The 18,119-nt window shown below is 60.8% G+C and carries 13 protein-coding genes and 1 rRNA gene; 10 read left to right on the top strand and 4 right to left on the bottom strand.

Annotated features, from left to right (window positions below):
* Positions 1-64: 64 nt before the first annotated feature.
* Positions 65-403, top strand: a complete 339-nt coding sequence (locus AC1RT4_RS27000) for a hypothetical protein (RefSeq protein WP_007960236.1) — start codon at positions 65-67, stop codon at positions 401-403.
* Positions 404-466: 63 nt separating this feature from the next.
* Here the strand turns inward: AC1RT4_RS27000 and lapD are convergent, their stop codons facing one another.
* Together lapD and lapG are read right to left on the bottom strand one after the other, a co-directional pair.
* Positions 467-2,413 (bottom strand): cyclic di-GMP receptor LapD, encoded by a 1,947-nt coding sequence (gene lapD, locus AC1RT4_RS26995; RefSeq protein ID WP_007960235.1) that lies wholly within the window; start codon positions 2,411-2,413, stop codon positions 467-469.
* Positions 2,414-2,427: 14 nt separating this feature from the next.
* Entirely contained in the window at positions 2,428-3,120 is a 693-nt protein-coding gene (lapG, locus tag AC1RT4_RS26990) for a cysteine protease LapG (protein WP_007960234.1), read from the bottom strand.
* A 194-nt stretch (positions 3,121-3,314) separates the two neighbouring features.
* Between lapG and AC1RT4_RS26985 the strand changes: the two genes are divergently transcribed.
* The 5 genes from AC1RT4_RS26985 (at position 3,315) to AC1RT4_RS26965 (ending at position 10,374) form a co-directional block, all read left to right on the top strand.
* A complete protein-coding gene (locus AC1RT4_RS26985) occupies positions 3,315-4,025 on the top strand; it encodes a GntR family transcriptional regulator (protein WP_230734589.1) in 711 nt (236 codons plus the stop codon).
* A 755-nt stretch (positions 4,026-4,780) separates the two neighbouring features.
* Complete coding sequence (locus tag AC1RT4_RS26980; protein ID WP_085684382.1) at positions 4,781-5,554, top strand: DUF3050 domain-containing protein; 774 nt, start codon at positions 4,781-4,783, stop codon at positions 5,552-5,554.
* Positions 5,551-6,480, top strand: coding sequence for a diiron oxygenase (locus AC1RT4_RS26975; protein WP_493089105.1), 930 nt, complete (start codon positions 5,551-5,553; stop codon positions 6,478-6,480). Before AC1RT4_RS26980 ends, AC1RT4_RS26975 begins: the two co-directional genes overlap by 4 nt.
* Positions 6,481-6,493: 13 nt before the next feature.
* Complete coding sequence (locus AC1RT4_RS26970; RefSeq protein ID WP_493089103.1) at positions 6,494-9,883, top strand: amino acid adenylation domain-containing protein; 3,390 nt, start codon at positions 6,494-6,496, stop codon at positions 9,881-9,883.
* Positions 9,884-9,906: 23 nt separating this feature from the next.
* Positions 9,907-10,374, top strand: coding sequence for an SRPBCC family protein (locus tag AC1RT4_RS26965; RefSeq protein WP_493089101.1), 468 nt, complete (start codon positions 9,907-9,909; stop codon positions 10,372-10,374).
* A 59-nt stretch (positions 10,375-10,433) separates the two neighbouring features.
* Here the strand turns inward: AC1RT4_RS26965 and AC1RT4_RS26960 are convergent, their stop codons facing one another.
* Positions 10,434-12,314 (bottom strand): methyl-accepting chemotaxis protein, encoded by a 1,881-nt coding sequence (locus AC1RT4_RS26960; RefSeq protein ID WP_007960226.1) that lies wholly within the window; start codon positions 12,312-12,314, stop codon positions 10,434-10,436.
* A gap of 311 nt (positions 12,315-12,625) precedes the next feature.
* Between AC1RT4_RS26960 and AC1RT4_RS26955 the strand changes: the two genes are divergently transcribed.
* The 4 genes from AC1RT4_RS26955 (at position 12,626) to AC1RT4_RS26940 (ending at position 17,970) form a co-directional block, all read left to right on the top strand.
* Complete coding sequence (locus AC1RT4_RS26955; RefSeq protein WP_085748543.1) at positions 12,626-13,126, top strand: sigma-70 family RNA polymerase sigma factor; 501 nt, start codon at positions 12,626-12,628, stop codon at positions 13,124-13,126.
* Positions 13,126-14,127, top strand: a complete 1,002-nt coding sequence (locus tag AC1RT4_RS26950) for a FecR domain-containing protein (RefSeq protein WP_493089098.1) — start codon at positions 13,126-13,128, stop codon at positions 14,125-14,127. Before AC1RT4_RS26955 ends, AC1RT4_RS26950 begins: the two co-directional genes overlap by 1 nt.
* An 87-nt stretch (positions 14,128-14,214) precedes the next feature.
* On the top strand, positions 14,215-16,716 hold the full coding sequence (locus AC1RT4_RS26945) for a TonB-dependent siderophore receptor (RefSeq protein WP_493089096.1): 2,502 nt from the start codon (positions 14,215-14,217) through the stop codon (positions 16,714-16,716).
* A 75-nt stretch (positions 16,717-16,791) separates the two neighbouring features.
* On the top strand, positions 16,792-17,970 hold the full coding sequence (locus tag AC1RT4_RS26940) for a PepSY-associated TM helix domain-containing protein (protein WP_493089094.1): 1,179 nt from the start codon (positions 16,792-16,794) through the stop codon (positions 17,968-17,970).
* A gap of 73 nt (positions 17,971-18,043) precedes the next feature.
* Here the strand turns inward: AC1RT4_RS26940 and rrf are convergent.
* Positions 18,044-18,119 (bottom strand): 5S ribosomal RNA (gene rrf / locus AC1RT4_RS26935); the annotation flags it as partial.

The raw sequence follows: 18,119 nt of genomic DNA, 5'->3' as shown, positions 1-18,119 counted from the left end.
TACTCGCGCGCAGTTGGCTATGCTGCTGACAGCATGACGCTGGTCCATTTCCGAGGGATGCTCAATGTTTTACGTGCAACGCGATGCGCAGGGTCAGTTGATTCGCGTGGAAGCTGCGGCCTACGCCGAGGCCACGGAAACGCTGCCGGCCGACCACCATGAAATCCAGGCCTGGTACGCCAACGAAGCCGTGGAGAACAGCCTCAAACAGCTCAAGCAGAGCGACCTGGAAATGATCCGGGTACTCGACGACCTGATTCAGGTGCTGACCAGCAAAGGCGTGATCCGCGTCACCGACCTGCCACCGGCGGCCCAGGCCAAATTGATGGACCGGACCCAGGCGCGGGAAGCGCTGGGCGGGTTGAGTCAGTTGATCGATGAGGATGAGGGCGGGTTGATCTGATCCGTTTGAAGTCGAGTTGATCGTTCCCACGCGGAGCGTGGGAACGATCAGTTTGGCGCTGCATCATTTCCAGGGCTTGGGCTCACCAAACAGCTGCCCCTGAACCCCATACAACCCCATCTCGCGAATCACCGACAACTCCCCTTCCGTCTCGACCCGCTCGGCAATCAGCGGCAGATCGATGCTGTGCGCCGCACGCTGGATCGCTTCGATGAACAGACGCTTGTCGCTTTCCTGATCGATCGCCCGGATATAGCTGCCATCGATCTTCAGGTACGCCAGCCCGAGCCGCGCCAGGTTGCCGATCATGCTGAAGCGTCCGCCGAAACGCTGCAGGCTCAGGGAGAAACCGAGCTCGCGCAGGCGGCGGGTCAACTGTTCCAGCACCGCTTGCTCCGGCAATTGTTCTTCGCCGATTTCCAGGGTCAGGCGCGCACCGAGGTTGGAATGCGTCCGCAGAATCTCGAACACTTTGTTCAACGCCTGCGGATCGGCCAGGGTCGCGGAGGACAAGTTCAGCGCCAGGGATTCTTCATGGCCAGCCATCTGCTCCAGCACCCGCTCGAGCATCAACCGGTCCAGTCGCGCGGTCCAGCCGAAGCGCTCCAGCCACGGCAGGAAGCGTCCGGCGGGAATGGTCTGGCCCTGCTCGTCGAGCAAGCGCGACAGCACTTTGTAATGCAGCACCAGTTGCGTGTCCTGCGCCGCCACTACCGGCTGGAAGAACAGCTCGAAACGCCGCTGATTCAGCGCCTGATCGAGCAAGCGATGCCAGGCGTGGTGATCGTCACCGACGTCCGCCACCAGACTCTGATCGAGGCACGCCCAGTTCTGCTCACCCTGCCCTTCGGCCTGGGCCAACGCCTGATCGCCAAGGCTCAGAACTGCTTGCGGCGAATCGCCGTGAGCGAACGGTGCCAGGCCGATAGAAGCCACGGCGGCCACGTCGGTGGCGCCCGTTGCGTGCAAGCTGCTAAGCGCACTGTCGAGACTCTGCGCCAGTTGCAGCGCTTCTTCGCGGGTCAGTCCCGGCGCCAGCACGGCGAACTCACCACCGCGAATCCGGGTGACGAGGTTCTGGGTTTCCGGGTATTTGGCGCACTCGCGGGACAGTTGCTCGCCAACCGCTTTCAACAATTCATCAGTGCGCTGACCGCCAAGGCGCTGGTTCAGCCCGGCCAGATCCTTGACCCGCAACAGCAGCAGATAACCGGAACTGGCCTGCTCCGGGTTGCTCACCCGCGCATTCAGCTGCATCTCGAAATAACGCCGGTTGGCCAGCCCGGTGAGGTTGTCCTGATAGGACTCGGTACGCAGTTTTTCACTGCGCTCTGCCTGCTCCTGGAACAGCGCCTTGAGCTTCTCGACCATCTGGTTCATCGCCAGCACTACGCGGCGCAATTCAGGCGTGCGCGGCAGGTCCGGCAGGCTGAGGAACTCGCGACGGGCGATGGCGTGGGATTGCTTGACCATGTAATCCAGCGGCTTCAATTGCCGACGCAACAACAGCGCGCCCAGCACCGCACTCACCGCGCCGCAAACCAACAACCAGCCCAGGCTGCCGAGCGCGCTCTGCCAGAGCTTGGCCAGGGCGAACATCGGGTGACTGACCACCTCGACCCGCGCTGCCTGTTCCCAGCCACGGCTGACCAGCGCATCGCCACCGGCCGGCTCCAGGCCGATCAGTTTGACGAACCAGTCCGGCACGTTGGTGACCGCCGGAATGCCGTTGCGCTCGACGATGGTCTGGTCGGTCTTCAGATCGACCACGCGGATGCTCGAGTAATAACCGCTGTCGAAGATCGAGCTGACCAGCAGCTCGACCATCGCCGGGTCATCGATGTTCGGCGTCAACGACAGCGCCAGCGCCGTGGCCGCATCCTGGGCGTGGGAGCGCAACTGGTTGACGTACTGGGTGCGCGAGCTCTCCAGACTGACCATGAAGCTGCCGGTGAAGGCGACCACCAGGAACAGACAGATAGCGATCAACAGCTGTTTGAACAAAGACATCTGAGCGCGTGCTCCTAGTTAGTCGTCTCGACCGGAAATCCTTCGGCCTGCATTTTCTTCAACACATCCTGCCAGCGTGACAGGCGTTTGGTGTCACCGACCTTCTTGTTGCCCTTGGCGCCCGGCAGGTACAGCCCTTCGGCATTGAAAGAGTAGACCGGCAGCAAATCGGTTCGCTCGGCGGCCGGCTTGATCGGGTCGATCAGGCTGTCGAGCACCAGCGGCATGGCGTCAGGGCTGGAATAGTAAGTCAGGACCATGTGCGCGCGGTTCTGGCGCAGCGCCTTTACGTAGGTGATGCGCAACTTGTCACTGGCCACACCGAGGTGGCGCAGGCTGAAATACTTGGCGATCGCGTAGTCTTCGCAGTCGCCGGCGCCTTTCCACAAGGCTTCGATGGGGGTTTCCCAATAGTCGACCTCGTGCCACAGATCGATGTCTTCGACGTAGCGCATCTGTTTGTTGAAAAACAGGTTCACCACTTTGAGCTTTTCCATCTCGCTGACCTGCTTCTGCGTGGCCAGCAGGTTCTGCCAGGCATCGATCCGCTGTTGCCCGGCGCCCAACGGCCCGTACAGTGCCGTGGCCTTGCGGCTGATCGCGGAAAAATCCCAATCGGCATGCAGGCCGCCCAGCATGATGCCGGCCAGCAGCAGCGCGCAGGCAAGCCAGCGCGCAATCCGTGGGATTGCGAAACGTACCGCCAATGCAAGGCATCCAGGGCAGAGAGGAAAGCGCTTGATGGTGAAGGTTAGCCCAGCAAAAAACAATGGCACCCTGAGATCATCGCTGGCGCGCTAAACTTCAGATGTGACAGGGTTCTTCTACACGGTTTGACAACCTGTAGAGCAATCACTAGTGTCCTTTGGATCCAAATATCGCAGTCATAGGGTGTGCAGTTGTGACCCAGAAGCCCAAGCCACTCCACAGCATCAAAGTCGACGGCCCGATTCCCGCGCATCTGGCGCGCTCGGTCATCGAAGAAACCCTGCGCGCGGCGATTCTCGACGGGCGCCTGCCCTGTGGCACCGCCGTGCGCCAGCAGGATCTGGCCGACCTGTTCGGTGTCAGCCGCATGCCGGTGCGCGAAGCCTTGCGCCAACTCGAGGCCCAGGGCCTGCTCAGCGTGATTGCCCACAAAGGCGCGGTGGTGGCGCCGTTGATCCAGGGCGATGCAACGGAAACCTACGAGCTGCGCATCCTGCTGGAGTCCGAAGCGCTGCGCCAGTCGATCCCGCTGCTGACCCCGGCCGATCACGAACGCGCGGCCGGCTACATCGAAGAGCTGGAAATCGAACACGACTACACCGAAATCGGCCGGCTCAACCGTCTGTTTCACATGGCGCTCTACAGTAAGGCGCCCAATGGCCGGCTGTTGCGGCTGGTGGAAGACGGCTTGAATGAAGAGGAACGCTTCCTGCGCTTCAACCTCGAGGCCATGGGCCTGGGCAAACTCTCCCAGGACGATCACCGTGCGTTGTTGCAGGCCGTGAAAGAGCGTGACACCCCGCACGCCGTGACACTGCTGGAGCAACACCTCAATCGCGGTGTCGAGGTGATCACCCGTTACCTCGCCAGCTCCGCCGGCCAAAGCCGCAAAGCGGCGCGCTGAATCCTCCCTCCCGGGTGAGCCTCCACTCACCCGGCGAATAACCCGCTTACAAATCCCCCCACCGGTCACGGTCATTTGCCGTGGCACATCGACGCCTGCGCTCTAACCTCCCCCCTGCTTTGAACAGCCCGGAATTTGCACCGCAAGGAAGTCATTTTCGACGATAGCCGCGGCGCCGATTTACGCGCACCCTTGGATCGCCAACCCAATATAGAACGGGGACGCGCCGCCCCGGCAGCAGTCCCCGCACCAGGAACCTACGGAAGGAGCCTTGTCACGGGAACAGGAAGAAACGGCGCCGTTACAGCCCGACTTCATCCCCTCATATTCATTCAATTACTCAATTGGAAAGTTGCTTCGAGTGAGGCATTCACTCTTGTCGTTCAATTTTGGCCATTAAACGCCGAAAGGAGCAACTACGCCCAAATAAAACTTAACTTATAAGTTTTATCAGGCCCACTCATACTTCAAAAACAGCCAACTAAAAATAATTAAAAATAAACTTGTTAAGTTGTTTTGCGATGTATTAGTTTTTCTTCGCCGAGTTTGGATCCGAAATGACAAACCCGGCACAACCTTGCAGTACGGCCTCGATTGCGACGGCTTGACCGTCCGCTGCTGTCTCGGGCCCTTCAGACATTGCCTGCTTTCATCGAAACCGAATGAGGCTGTCGTTCGCCTGGAGAAACTTGTTCAGCGTTATTAGCGATTGATTGAGCAATCCCTACTTCCCTATTAGCCAGAGTCTCGCAACCATGCCAACTAAAGAGCAACTTACACTAAAGAAAGCCGAACTCAGCGTTCATCCGATCTTCTCCGAAATCGATTCTTTGGCGACATTGCGCCGGTTCATGGAGTCCCATGTATTTGCCGTCTGGGACTTCATGTCGCTGACCAAGCGCCTGCAGCAGGAACTGACTTGCACGCGTCTGCCGTGGTTGCCGCCGCGCGATCCTCACGCAGCCCGACTGATCAACGAAATCGTGCTCGGCGAAGAGTCGGACGATCGGCTGTCACACGGGCATTACAGTCACTTCGAACTGTACCTCGATGCGATGCGAGAAGTCGGTGCGGACACGACAGCGGTGGAACGCTTCGTGACGCTGCAACAGGAGGGCGTGAGTTACGACGTCGCCCTGCAAAGCGTCGAGGTTGATCCGGCCGCTGCGCGGTTCGTCCGTGACACCTTGCACACCGCACTGCATGCACCCGGTCACAGCGTTGCCGCCGCATTCCTGCACGGTCGCGAGAGCGTGATCCCGACCATGTTCCAGCGCATGCTCGACGCCTGGGGCATCGGTGTCGAACAGGCGCCGACCTTCCGTTACTACCTGGAGCGACACATCGAGGTCGATTCCGAAGACCACGGCCCGGCCGCAGAACAACTGCTGGACCGACTGGTGGACGGCGATCCGCAGCGCGAAGCCGAGGTCTACGCCAGCGCCATCGCCGCCGTGGAAAGCCGCATTGCCCTGTGGGACGGCCTGCGCCTGAGCATGCGCGAACCGCTGGCGGAGGTGGCCCAATGAACGCCGCCGACTACCAGTCTTTCGCCGATGCCTGGGAAAGCCGCGCGACCATTCGCACCCGGCCACGCCGCGTGCTGGAGGACGACGCGCGGCTGATCTATCCGCTCAGCCGCCAGCCCTTGGTGCTCAGCGAAACCTTCCTGCGCGAATGCCCCGAGCAACGGGATTTCGCCCTGGTGCAGACGCTGTACAAGTTCATCAACGACGTGGTGATTTTCGAAACCGAGATCGTCGACAAAACCGCGCGAAGCATCGCCAAGAACCGCTTCGCCGTGGCCTTCCCGTTCGCCTGTCGCTACGACGCCATGACCGTGGTCGTGGACGAGGATTACCACGCGCTGGTGGCGATGGATTTCATGCAACAGACGGTGGCCATGACCGGCATCGAGCCGATCGAGCTGCCGAATGAAATCGAACTGAGCCGGGCGATTCCGGCCGCCGTCGAACTGGCCCCGCAACACCTGAGAAGCGCCGTGGAGCTGATCTGCGTCGCCATCGCCGAGAACACCGTGACCGGCGATGTCGCGGCGTTCGCCCGGGACGACACGGTCAAGCCGTCGATCAAGGGCCTGATGGCCGACCACTTGCTCGACGAGGGCCGGCACTCGAGTTTCTGGGCGCGGATGGTGCGCATCTACTGGCACACCGCGAGCGATGCGGATCGCGAATGCATCGCGCAGATCCTGCCGGTGTTCATCGGCCACTACCTGACCAACGACATCCAGAAGTCCTTCGACCTGCGCCTGATCGACGCCCTGCCGGTCAACGACGCTACCCGCCGCGCACTGAAAGACGAGATGGTCGGGCTGGCCTTCCCGATCAATCGCCACCACCCGCTGGTGGGCAACATCGTGCGGTTTTTCCACAACAGCTCGCTGCTCGACACACCGTGCGTGCAGCACGCCCTGCGCGACTACCTGGTTTGACAAGGAGGCTGACATGAGACGTCTCGACATTTTGCTGAGGGGCCGCAGCCAGGCCTTGACCGACCTGGCGCAGGAGCTCGAACAACACGGTCATTCATTGCTGACAGGGACTGCTCCGTCGGTGGATCTGGTGATCGATGACGGCAGCCTTGCGCCGCAGGATCACGGCGCGACACCGCAGCTAAACCTGCGCCTGGGCATCGGTGCAACGGGCATCGGCGGACTGCCGGTTCTCGATCTGCTTTGCCTCTGTAATTCGACGCTGCTGAGCCGCGTGCCCATCGCCGACGAACCGTCCGGCAACGGTCAGGCCCTGCGCCAGCGAACACTGGCGCAGGTGGTGGACGAAGTGGCGCTGCTGGTCAGCCGTTTCTCCCGCGATGCCGAGTATTTCCAGCATGCGACGAGGGCCTGTGCGCCGGACTTCGAACAGGTGGAAAACCTGCTGTTCCTCGACAGCCTGGCTTACATCCATCGCCTCAATGCCACGGCCAATCCGGCCTTGCTGCAACAGGCGCAGATCCCGGTGATCGAGCGGCTGCAACGGAGCCTGATCGAGCATGCCGAGCGCCCTGCGCTGCACCTCGCCGAGCAGTCGATCAGCTATCGCCAGTTGCATGATCACAGCCGGGCGATCCAGCAACACTTGCTGGCACTGCTGGAGAAACAGCCGCAACCGTGGGTAGTCGGGATTTGCCTGCCGAAATGCGATGCACTGTTTGCTTCGATTCTGGCGATACTCGGCAGCGGCGCGGTGTATCTGCCGCTGGAACCGAGCCATCCGCTTCAGCGCCAGCAGTACATTCTGGAAAACGCCGGGGCGGTGTTGTTGCTGCACGACGGCGAACACCCGCTGAGCGATTCGATGCCGGGGCTGGATGTCTGCCGCATCGACAGCACTGACGTCGATCTGTCGCAACCGTTGATGCGTCGGCGGCCCGAGCTCGATGCGCCGTGCATGGCGCTCTACACCTCGGGCACTACCGGGCATCCGAAGGGTGTGCTGCTGAGTCAGGCGAACCTTGCGCACTTCACCGCGTGGTACGCCGACTACGTGCAGTTGCGCGCCGAGAGCCGGGTGTTGCAGTTCTCGTCGCTGAGTTTCGACTCGTCGCTGATCGACATCTTCCCGACCCTGCTCGAAGGCGCGGAACTGGTGGTGCCCGACGACAACCAGCGCCGTGATCCGCTGCAACTGGTGGCGCTGATTCGCCGTCGGCAACTGACCCACGCGTTCCTGCCGCCGGCGCTGTTGAGCATCCTGCCGCTGGAGCAACTGCAAAGCGTCGGGCAAATCATGACTGGCGGCGACGTCTGCGAGCCGTTCGTGATCGAACAACTGACGCGCCAGGGCAAGCTGCACAACCTCTACGGCCCCACCGAAGCCACGGTGCTGATCACCGCGCGGCAACTGCAACCGGGCGACAGCAATCGCACCCTCGGCGGGCCGATTGCCAACAGTCAGGTGCTGATCCTCGATGACGATCTGTATCCGGTGCCGGAGCAAACCGTGGGCGAGTTGTTCATCGTCGGCCCCGGTGTGTGCCTGGGTTACCTGAACAATCCACAGCAGACATCGGAGCGCTATCTGGATCTGGAGCTGCCGGACGGCCAGCGACTGCGCGCCTACCGCAGCGGCGACATGGCCAAATGGGGCAAGGACGGCATCGAGCTGTGCGGACGCCGCGACAATCAGGTGAAGATCCGTGGCTTCCGGGTCGAGCCGGAAGAGATCGAACGCTGCCTGCGCGAGAGTCAGCTGTATCGGCAGATCGCGGTGGTGATCGACAGTCAGCGACGGATTCTGGCGTTCCTCGCCCAGCCGCAATCGGATGCCGCGCGCGAGTCGTTGAAAGCTCACGCACAGCAGTTTTTGCCCGACTACATGCAACCGGTGGCATGGACGGAACTGCCGAACATGCCGTTCGCCGCCAATGGCAAAGTCGATCGCAAGGCCTTGCTGGAACTGCCGGTGAGCGTGCAGGACAGCGGCCCCAAATGCCTGCCGGCCAACGCCGACGAAGCGCTGCTGCTGGAGATCTGGGGCGAGTTGCTGGAGTTGCCGACCAGCGACATTTCCACCGACGAAAGCTTCTTCAATCTCGGCGGTCATTCGATTCTGCTGTCACGCATGCTCCTGCGTCTGCGGGAGGAGTTCGGTCGCAGCATTTCGATCAACCGCTTCATCGAGCTGCCGACCATCACCAAGCTCGCCACCCTGGTACGCGGCACCGATGACAGCGCGGTACTCAGCGCCCAGGCGATGGCCGACGCCGAGCGAGCGCTGGAAATCGATCCGTTGCCGATCAGCCGCATGGGCGATGTGCACAAGGTAATCGTCACCGGCGCCAACAGTTTTGTCGGTGTGCATATCGTCGAGGCGCTGCTGGGATGGGGCGCCAGTGAAGTGGCGTGTCTGGTGCGCGACGGCGGCGGGCAGACGGCGGCGCAGCGCTTTGCCCAATCGCTGCGAGAGAACCGGCTGGAGCACCTGGACCTGAGTCGGGTGCGGGTCTATTCGGCGGACATCGCACGACCTCAACTCGGTCTGGCCAATGAGAATTTCGAGCGACTGGATCGCGAGTTCGGCGCGCTGGTGCACAACGCGGCCAACGTCAATCACGTGCTCGACTACGAGTCGCTGGCGGCGGACAACGTCGAGCCGATTTTCGAACTGCTGCGGCTGTGCGAGGGGCGCAGCAAGAAGGTGTTCAACTTCGTCTCGACACTGTCGGCCTCCAGCACCGTCGACGACGCAGGCCGGGTGCTGGAATTGCCCGCCGCACCGACGCCGCCGATCTACATCCGCAACGGCTACAACCTGTCGAAATGGGTCGGCGAGCGCATTCTCGAACGGGCGCGGGAACGTGGTGTGCGGGTCAATCTGTATCGACCCGGCAACATCAGTTTCAACAGCCTCAGCGGCGTGTGCCAGCCGCACAAGAACCGTTTGATGCTGATGCTCAAGGGCTCGATCCAGCTCGGTCAGGTGCCGGCCTTCGCGCTGAATTTCGACCTGATGCCGGTGGATTTTCTCGCCCGTTTCATCGCCTTCCACGCCAGCCGTTATTCGGCCGAACGGGCGGTGTTCAACCTGCACAACCCGGAGCCCCTGAGCTGGGATGCCTACGTTGCGTCGTTCCGCGAAACCGGCAGCGAGTTTTCGCTGGTCAGCGTCGCCGACTGGCAACAGCAACTGGGCCGGGTCGATGCCGACAACGCGCTGTTCGGCGTGCTCGGTTTCTACCTCAACGGCTTCGAGGAAGACATCGGCGACATCTCCCTGATCGGCCACGCCAACGCCCAGGCCGGCGTGCAGCAGATGGGCGCGCACTACCCGGAAAAATCCCCGGCGCTGCTGCGTCGCGGCTGCGACTACCTGAAAGAAATCAACTTCATCTGACTCATCAACCAAGGAGCAACACCATGAGCAATCTTCAACCCGACACCCTGATCAAAAACCCTCACGGCTGCCACGTCGTGTCTTCGGTGGAAGTGCCGGTGGACGCCAGACAAGTGTGGACAGTGGTCGGCAAATTCGACGGTTTCGACCGTTTCATTCCAGCGCTGTCGCACATCGAAATGACCGGCGAAGGCGTGTCTTCCCTGCGCAAGAAGTTCTTCAAGGATGGCAACGTCGTGGTCGAGCAACTCAACTCCCGGGACGACCAGGCGCTGAGCATGACCTGGACCACGATCTACAACACCCTGGGCGTGGCCAATCTGTGGGCGGCGATGAATGTGGAATCGCTGGGCGCGGGCAAGTCGCGGGCGACCTGGACGATCATTGCCGAGCCGGCCAGCGGCGGCCCCGACGCACTGCCGGGGTTCAAGGGTTTCGTGCAGGGGTTTGCCGATGACGCGATGGGCAATGTGCTGAAGCTGTTTGTGTAAGGCATGAAAAAGCCCGCTGCGGATCACTCCGCAGCAGGCTGTTCTTTGACTGCAAGCGATCAGATCTTGAAGCTGTCGACCAGCTGTTTCAAACGGTTGGCCTGCTGCGACAACGCATCGCAATCCTTCAACGTTTCATTGAGGTTGGCCACGCTCTGCTGGTTCAGCAGGTTGATCTGGTTGACGTCGACGTTGAGGGTTTCCACCACGGCGGTCTGCTCTTCGGTAGCCGCTGCCACCGACTGGTTCATGCCGTCGATTTCGCCGATGCGCTGGGTCACGCTGACCAGTCGCAGACCGGCCTGGTTCGCCACTTCAACGCTCTCTTCGCTGGACGCCTGACTGGCGTTCATGGTGGTCACCGCTTCACGGGAGCCGACCTGCAGCGAGGTGATCATCTTGTGGATCTCTTCCGCCGATTCCTGCGTGCGGTGAGCGAGGTTACGCACCTCGTCCGCCACCACCGCAAAACCGCGTCCGGCTTCGCCGGCACGGGCCGCTTCGATGGCCGCGTTGAGCGCCAGCAGGTTGGTTTGTTGGGAGATGCCTTTGATCACGTCGAGAATGTGGCCGATGTTATCGGTGCTCGCATTCAGGGTTTCGATCTGGGTGCACGACAGGCTGATCTTCTGCGACAGCTCGGTCATGGCCTGAATCGTCTGCTCGACCACCTGACGACCGTCATCGGCCTGCTCGCTCGCACCACTGGCGTGTTGCGAAGCATCGGCAGCATTGCGGGCGATTTCCTGGGTGGCAGCACCCAGTTGATTGATCGCGGCGGCCACGCTGTTGGTGCGCGCGCTTTGCTCGTCGGAGCCGATGATAGAGGCGTTGGACGATGCCATCACCCGTTGCGACAGGTCGTGTACGTGGCGAGTCGCGGAAGACACTTCGGAGATCGAAGCGTGAATCCGCTCCACGAACTGGTTGAACGAACTGCCCAGCTCACCGAACTCGTCCTTGCTTTCCACTACCAGACGACGGGTCAGGTCACCTTCACCCTGGGCAATGTCCTGCATCGCGCGGCCCATGGTGATCAGCGGACGCATCAGGACGGTGATCAGCAGGCTCAGGAAGACTGCAATCGCGCCGACGGCGACGAACATTGCGATCAGTGCCGAGGTGCGGAACTGGCTGAGTGCGGCGTAGGCCTTGTCGCGATCGATCGACAGACCGATGTACCACTCGGCATTCGGCAGACCTGCGACCGGGGTGAACGACAGGATGCGTTCCTGGCCGTTGAGCACCACGTTCTGGTTGCCCTTCTGGATGCGTACATCGGCGTTCGGGTAGATGTCCTTGAGGTTCTTCATCACCTGGTCTTTATCCGGGCTGACGATCACCTGACCGTCACCGCTGACCAGGAACGCGTGGCCCAGGCCACCGAAGTCCACCGAGTTGATGATCTTCACCAGGGTTTCCAGGCTCAGGTCACCGCCCACGACGCCGAGCAGCTCGCCGTTCTTTTTCACCGGCATGGCGATGGTCACTACCAGACCGCCAACGGCGGCCATGTATGGCGGGGTCAGCATGGTCTGGTCAGCGGCCACGGCCTGCTTGTACCAGGGACGCTGACGCGGGTCGTAGCCGTCCGGCATCTTCGCGTCAGGGCGCTGGGTGAACACACCGTTGGCCTGACCGACGTAGGTGAACTGGAAGTTCGAGGTGAAGGCCGGTTGATCGACGAGGCCCGGGAAGTCGGCGTTCTTGCCTTGATGGGCGACGTTCTGTGCGAGATTTTCCAGTACCAGAATCCGCCCGCTCATCCAGTTCTGCACACTGCTGGCGGTCAGGTCGCCGGCCTGCTGGACCGAGGACTGGAGGTTCTGGCGAATGGTGTTTCGCTGCAGATAGTCGTTGTACAAAGTGAACAGCGCGAACGCCAGGACCACGACGCCCGAGGCGGCCAACAGGATTTTATGGCTGAACTTGAGATTCATTTCATGGGACTTCTTATGCCAAAAGTGGGGATGCGTTCCGGATGCAACATTCCATGTACAGCGCAGGCAGCGTTCTGATGGCCGCTCTACTTTGGTGCACGCATGTCTCACCAGTCTGTCGGCACGCTTCGGAGAAAACTTAGGGCTTTGCAGGAAATGGACGGCATTTCTGCCAGATTCCCGCCGAACGGCGTGCCAGAGCGTTCGCCTGTCATTTTTTGATGACTGTTTTGCAGCGCCGGTTGCAAATTCTGTAACCCTTGATGACAATGCGACTAATTATCATTTGTGACGTTCGGGCTGTCGCGTTCATGTCCTCACCTGAGTTTGCAGTACAGGCGCTTTACAGTAGTCATCACGGTTGGCTCAACGGCTGGTTGCGCGCGCGACTGGGCAATGCCGCCGATGCGGCGGATCTGGCTCAGGACACGTTCGTGCGCCTGCTGCAACGCACCGAGCGTCTGGAACTCAAGGCACCTCGCGCATTCTTGCGCACGGTTGCTCGGGGTTTGGTGATCGATCATTGGCGCCGAGAAGAAATCGAACGCGCCTATCTGGAAACCATCGCTCATTTGCCTGAAGCCGAAACCCCGAGTGCCGAATCCCGCGCCTTGGTGATCGAACTGCTTGAGGGCATTGCCCGCATGCTTGAAGGCTTGAAGCCGAAAGTGCGTCAGGCATTTCTGCTGGCTCAGTGCGAAGGTTTGACCCACAAGCAGATCGCCGAGCAGATGGGCCTGTCCCTGCGCTCGGTAGAACGCTACGTCGCCGACGCCCTGTTTCACTGCTACGTGCTGCGGTACGAAAACTGATGCCGGTGGATAACCTCTCGCTTGGCCGACGCGCCGAGCCACCGCAGCAGGTCGTCCGACAGGCCATTCACTGGCTCCTGCGTCTGCGCAACAACCATGGCAACCCGCGCCTGAATCGCCAGTGCGAACAATGGCGCGCTGAACACCATGATCACGAACTGGCCTGGCAACGGGTGCAGTCTCTGCAAGCCGAACTGACCCACAACCTGCGTGCCGTGCCCGGAGCGCAGGTGGCGTTCAACACGCTGGAAAACAGTGCGCAGGGGTTGGGTCGACGTCAGGCGTTGAAGCTGTTGTCCGGCGCGCTGCTGATGGGTTCAGCGGGATGGCTGGCCAGCGATACTTCCGCCTGGCAACAGTGGAGCGCCGACTACGCCACCGCCACCGGCGAGCGCCGTGGCTTCCAGCTGCCGGACGGCACGCGGATCGAGCTCAACACCGCCAGCAGCGTGGATCTCGATTACACCGCACAACAGCGGCTGATCAAACTGACCCGTGGCGAAATCATCGTCACCTGTGGCGGTGCCGATGAAGGTGCGCCGATTGATCGACCGCTGCGGGTGCAGAGTCGTCATGGCAGTTACGAGCCGTTCAAGGCGCGATTCATTCTGCGCCAGGAAGATGGATGCACGCGACTGAGCGTCACCAGTGGCCGAGTCGCGATTCACTCCGCCGGCAACTCGACAGAGGCCATCGCCGGTCAGAGCTATCTGATCGATCACCATCAAATTCGCCCGGCGCCGCCGTTGGACATGGACGCCGGTGCCTGGGTCGACGGGCTGATCGTGACTCGCAACATGCGGCTGGGCGACTTTCTCAGCGAAGTCGGCCGGTATCGCCAGGGCTTTCTGAACTGTGCGTCGGACATTGCGGATTTGCGCCTGTCCGGCGTGTTCCGTCTTGAGGACACCGACAAGCTGCTGGCGATCCTGCCGCAGACCCTGCCGGTGCAATTGCGCTACCGCACCCGTTGGTGGGTGACGCTGGAGTCTGTGGTCTGAATTTATTTTGGCGGGTTTTCGCGGCACGTCCGGCTTAGTCAGTAAGCACTTCAACTCAGCCTTCGCGACTGCCTACGGAAACCTACAATGACTGCGCGCGTTACCTGTAAGAACCCTCTGAATTTCTCTGCCGAATCTGGCCTGTTGCGTCACGCCGTTCGGGCGGCGCTGTTTTCTACCGCACTGGGCGTTGGCGTGTTGCCGAGCCTGAGCATGGCGGCCAATGCCAGCGAAGTCAGCAGCCACCGCTACAACATCGCCGCCGGGCCATTGGGCGAGGCGCTGAACCAGTTCGCACGCCAAGCCGGCATCACCTTGTCGATGACCCCACAGCAGACTCAAGGCCGACAATCACCCGGCGTGCAGGGCGAGTATTCGACCGATCAGGCGCTGAGTCATCTGCTCGGTGGTTCGGGTCTGGAGGCGGTCAGCCAGGACGGCAGCAGCTATGTGTTGCGCTCCGTCGCAGAAATCGAAGCACTGGCCCTGCCGACCACGGACATCAAAGGCTTCGCCCTCGGCAACGCGTTGGGCAGCATGGATGGCTACAACGCGACGCACAGCCAGATCGCCACCAAGACCAGTACCGCGCTGCTGGAAACTTCGCAAAGCGTGTCCGTGGTCACCCGCGAGCAAATGGATGACCAAGGCTCGCAAACCGTGTCCCAGGCCATGCGTTACACCCCAGGCGTGCTGACCAACCCTTACGGCGCCACGCACCGTTACGACTACGTGGCAATGCGCGGCTTCAACGACGGTTCGGTGGATAACATCTACCTCGACGGCCTCAAGTCGATGGGCGACAGCGGTACCTACAGCACCATGCAGGTCGATCCGTATTTCCTCGAGCGCGTAGATATTTTGAAGGGCCCGTCGTCGGTGCTCTACGGCCGCAGCTCGCCGGGCGGTCTGGTGGCGCTGACCAGCAAGAAGCCCCTGTACGAGGCCTATCACCAGGTTCAGGCCACAGTCGGTACTCAGGGCCAGCGCGGTGTCGGTTTTGACTTCAGCGGACCGGTCGATGACGACAAACGCATCGCCTATCGTCTGATCGGTTTGACGGATCAGTCCGACACGCAATTCGACCACAACAAGGAAAAACGCTTCGCTCTCGCGCCAACCGTCAGCATCGATTTCAACGAAGATACTTCGCTGACCCTGCAGGCGTATCTGCAGCATGACCCGGATGGCGGCTACCACGGTGGCGTGCCGGCCGACGGCACGATTCATCAGCGCAACGGCAATCGCATCTCGCCGCACTTCTTCGAAGGCGAGCCGGGTATCGACGGTTACTCCCGTGATCAGCAGTCGTTCGGTTACCAGTTCGAACACCGCTTCAACGACGTCTTCACCGCGCGGCAGAACTTCCGCTACCTTGATTCCAAAGTGAACATGGATCAGGTGTACGCCTATGGCTGGACGTCGCCGACCAGCAACGAACTGAATCGCTACTACACCGGCGGTGACGAGCGTCTGCACGCGTTCATCGTCGATAACATGCTTCAGGCCGAATTCTTCACCGGCGCAACCAAGCATACAGTGCTGATGGGAGCGGATTACCAGCGGCGCAAAACCGTGGTCGACTGGACCAGTGGCGGCCTGGCGCCGATCAATGCGTTCAACCCGGTGTATGGCAATTCGGCTATTACGCCATACGGCGAGACCAGCTATCTGCGGCGCCTGGAGCAGACCGGCGTTTACCTGCAAGACCTGATCGAGATGGACAAGTGGCGCTTCTCGCTGGGGCTGCGCCAGGACTGGGTGGAAACCTCCGACGAAAACCGCATCGCCGAGGCGGGCCGTCCGGTCGGCACCGAGATCAACGACCGACGCACGAAGCTCACCGGGCGTGCCGGCGCGCTGTATCTGTTCGATAACGGCCTCGCGCCGTACGTCAGCTATTCCGAGTCGTTCAACCCGAACTCCTACGCGGACAGCGCAGGCAATCCTCTCGCGCCGACCGATGGAACGCAGTGGGAAGTGGGCCTGAAGTATCAGCCGCCGGGTACCGACAATCTGTTCACCGCCTCGTTGTTCCGCATCGATCAGGAGAACCTGGCGACCAAACTGCCGCAGGAAAACTTCTATCGCGCTGTAGGTGCTGTCCGCTCTCAGGGTCTGGAACTGGAAGCGCACATGCAGTTGACCGATAACCTGAAAGTCCTCGGCAGCTACACCTTCACCGACATTGAGTACTCGAAGTCGATGACCAGCACCTTGAGCACACCGACCAATGTGATCGAGAACAAAGGCAACTCGCCAACCCAGGCGCCGCGGCACATGGCATCGCTGTGGGTCGACTACAAGTTCGACAGCGCAGCACTGGATGGTCTGCGACTGGGCGCGGGTGTGCGTTATGTCGGCTACAGCTGGGCGGATGCAGAGAACACCATGAAGGTGCCGTCCTACACATTGTTCGACGCATCGATTGGCTATGACCTCGGCAAGGTCGGTCTGAAGGGTGTCGACGTACGCCTGAATGCGAACAATCTGACCAATGAATCCTACGTAGCCTCCTGCGCCAGTCTGAACTTCTGCTATATGGGCGAAGAGCGCAACGTCGCCGCCACGGTCAGTTACCAGTTCTAAGCCTTTGTCTTGTGCATAAAAAAGCCAGCCCCTGATTTCAGGGGCTGGCTTTGTCGTATCTGTGGGGGAATTTTCATGCGTTCGTTTCTGGTTTTATTGCACCGGTATATCGGATTGGCCACGGCGGTTTTTCTTCTGCTGGCCGGGATCACTGGCAGCATTCTGGCGTTCAACCATGAGCTGGATGAGTGGTTGAATCCGGAGTTTTACGCGGCTTCGGCCGAGGGGGAGCGTCTGCCGCCAGGTGAGCTGGTTGATGCGGTGCAATCGGCCCATCCGAAGTTGCAGGTCTGGTACATGGAGTACCCGAATGAGGCAGGCCACACGGCATTGCTGGCGGCGGTTCCGCGGAATGATCCGGCGACCGGGAAACCGCTCGATGAGCGCAATCAGGTGTTCTACCTCGACCCGGTCAGTGGCGAGCAGAAGGGCCAGCGTTACTGGGGCGAGTGCTGTTTCCAGCGTGAGAACTTCGTTCCGTTCATTCTCGAGTTTCACTACAACCTGACCCTGCCCGGCAACTGGGGTTTGCTGTTGATGGGGTTGGTGGCCATCGCCTGGGTAATCGATTGCTTCATCGCCCTCTGGCTGACGTTGCCGCGGGGTAAACCGTTCTGGAAGAAGTGGTCGAACGCCTGGAAGATCAAGGGCGGTCATGCCTATCGGCTCAACTTCGATCTGCATCGAGCAGGGGGCTTGTGGCTGTGGTTGTTGTTGCTGCCGATAGCCGTCAGCAGCGTGGCGATGAACCTGCCGAGTCAGGTCTTTAAACCGGTGCTGTCGTTGTTTTCTGCGATTGAACCGAGCGTGTATGAGGCGCGAGGGCGGATGCCTGCCGAAGAGCTGGGGATCACCCGATTGAGTTATCAACAGGCATACGAAAGGGCACAGCAGGAGGGGAAAAGGTTGGGGCTGACAGCAGCGATCGGCGAGTTGTATTACAGCTTTGAGTACAACTTCTACGGTGCGGGGTTTGGACAGCATGACACCGAGGCCCACGGCAAATCCTGGTTGTTCTTCCACGGTACTGACGGACGATTACTGGGGCAGGAGATCGCAGGAGAAGGGACGTTGGGAGAGCGGTTTTATCGATTGCAGTTGCCGATACATGGAGGACGGATCATAGGCTTCACCGGACAAGTGATGATCGCGGTATTGGGTGTTCTGATTGCGGGGTTGTCGGGGACTGGCGTCTACATCTGGTGGCGCAAATGGCAGGCTCGTCGGAGCAGCAAGGCACGCAGAGCGGTTTGAAGGTCAGACTTTTGTGGGCACTGAAACGACAAAACCCCTGTCTGCGTTAGCAGACAGGGGTTTCGGAATTCGATCTTGACGATGACCTACTCTCACATGGGGAAACCCCACACTACCATCGGCGATGCATCGTTTCACTTCTGAGTTCG

It is taken from the genome of Pseudomonas sp. GW821-FHT11D10 (assembly GCF_058808435.1).
This window is presented reverse-complemented; position numbering and strand designations above follow the sequence as displayed.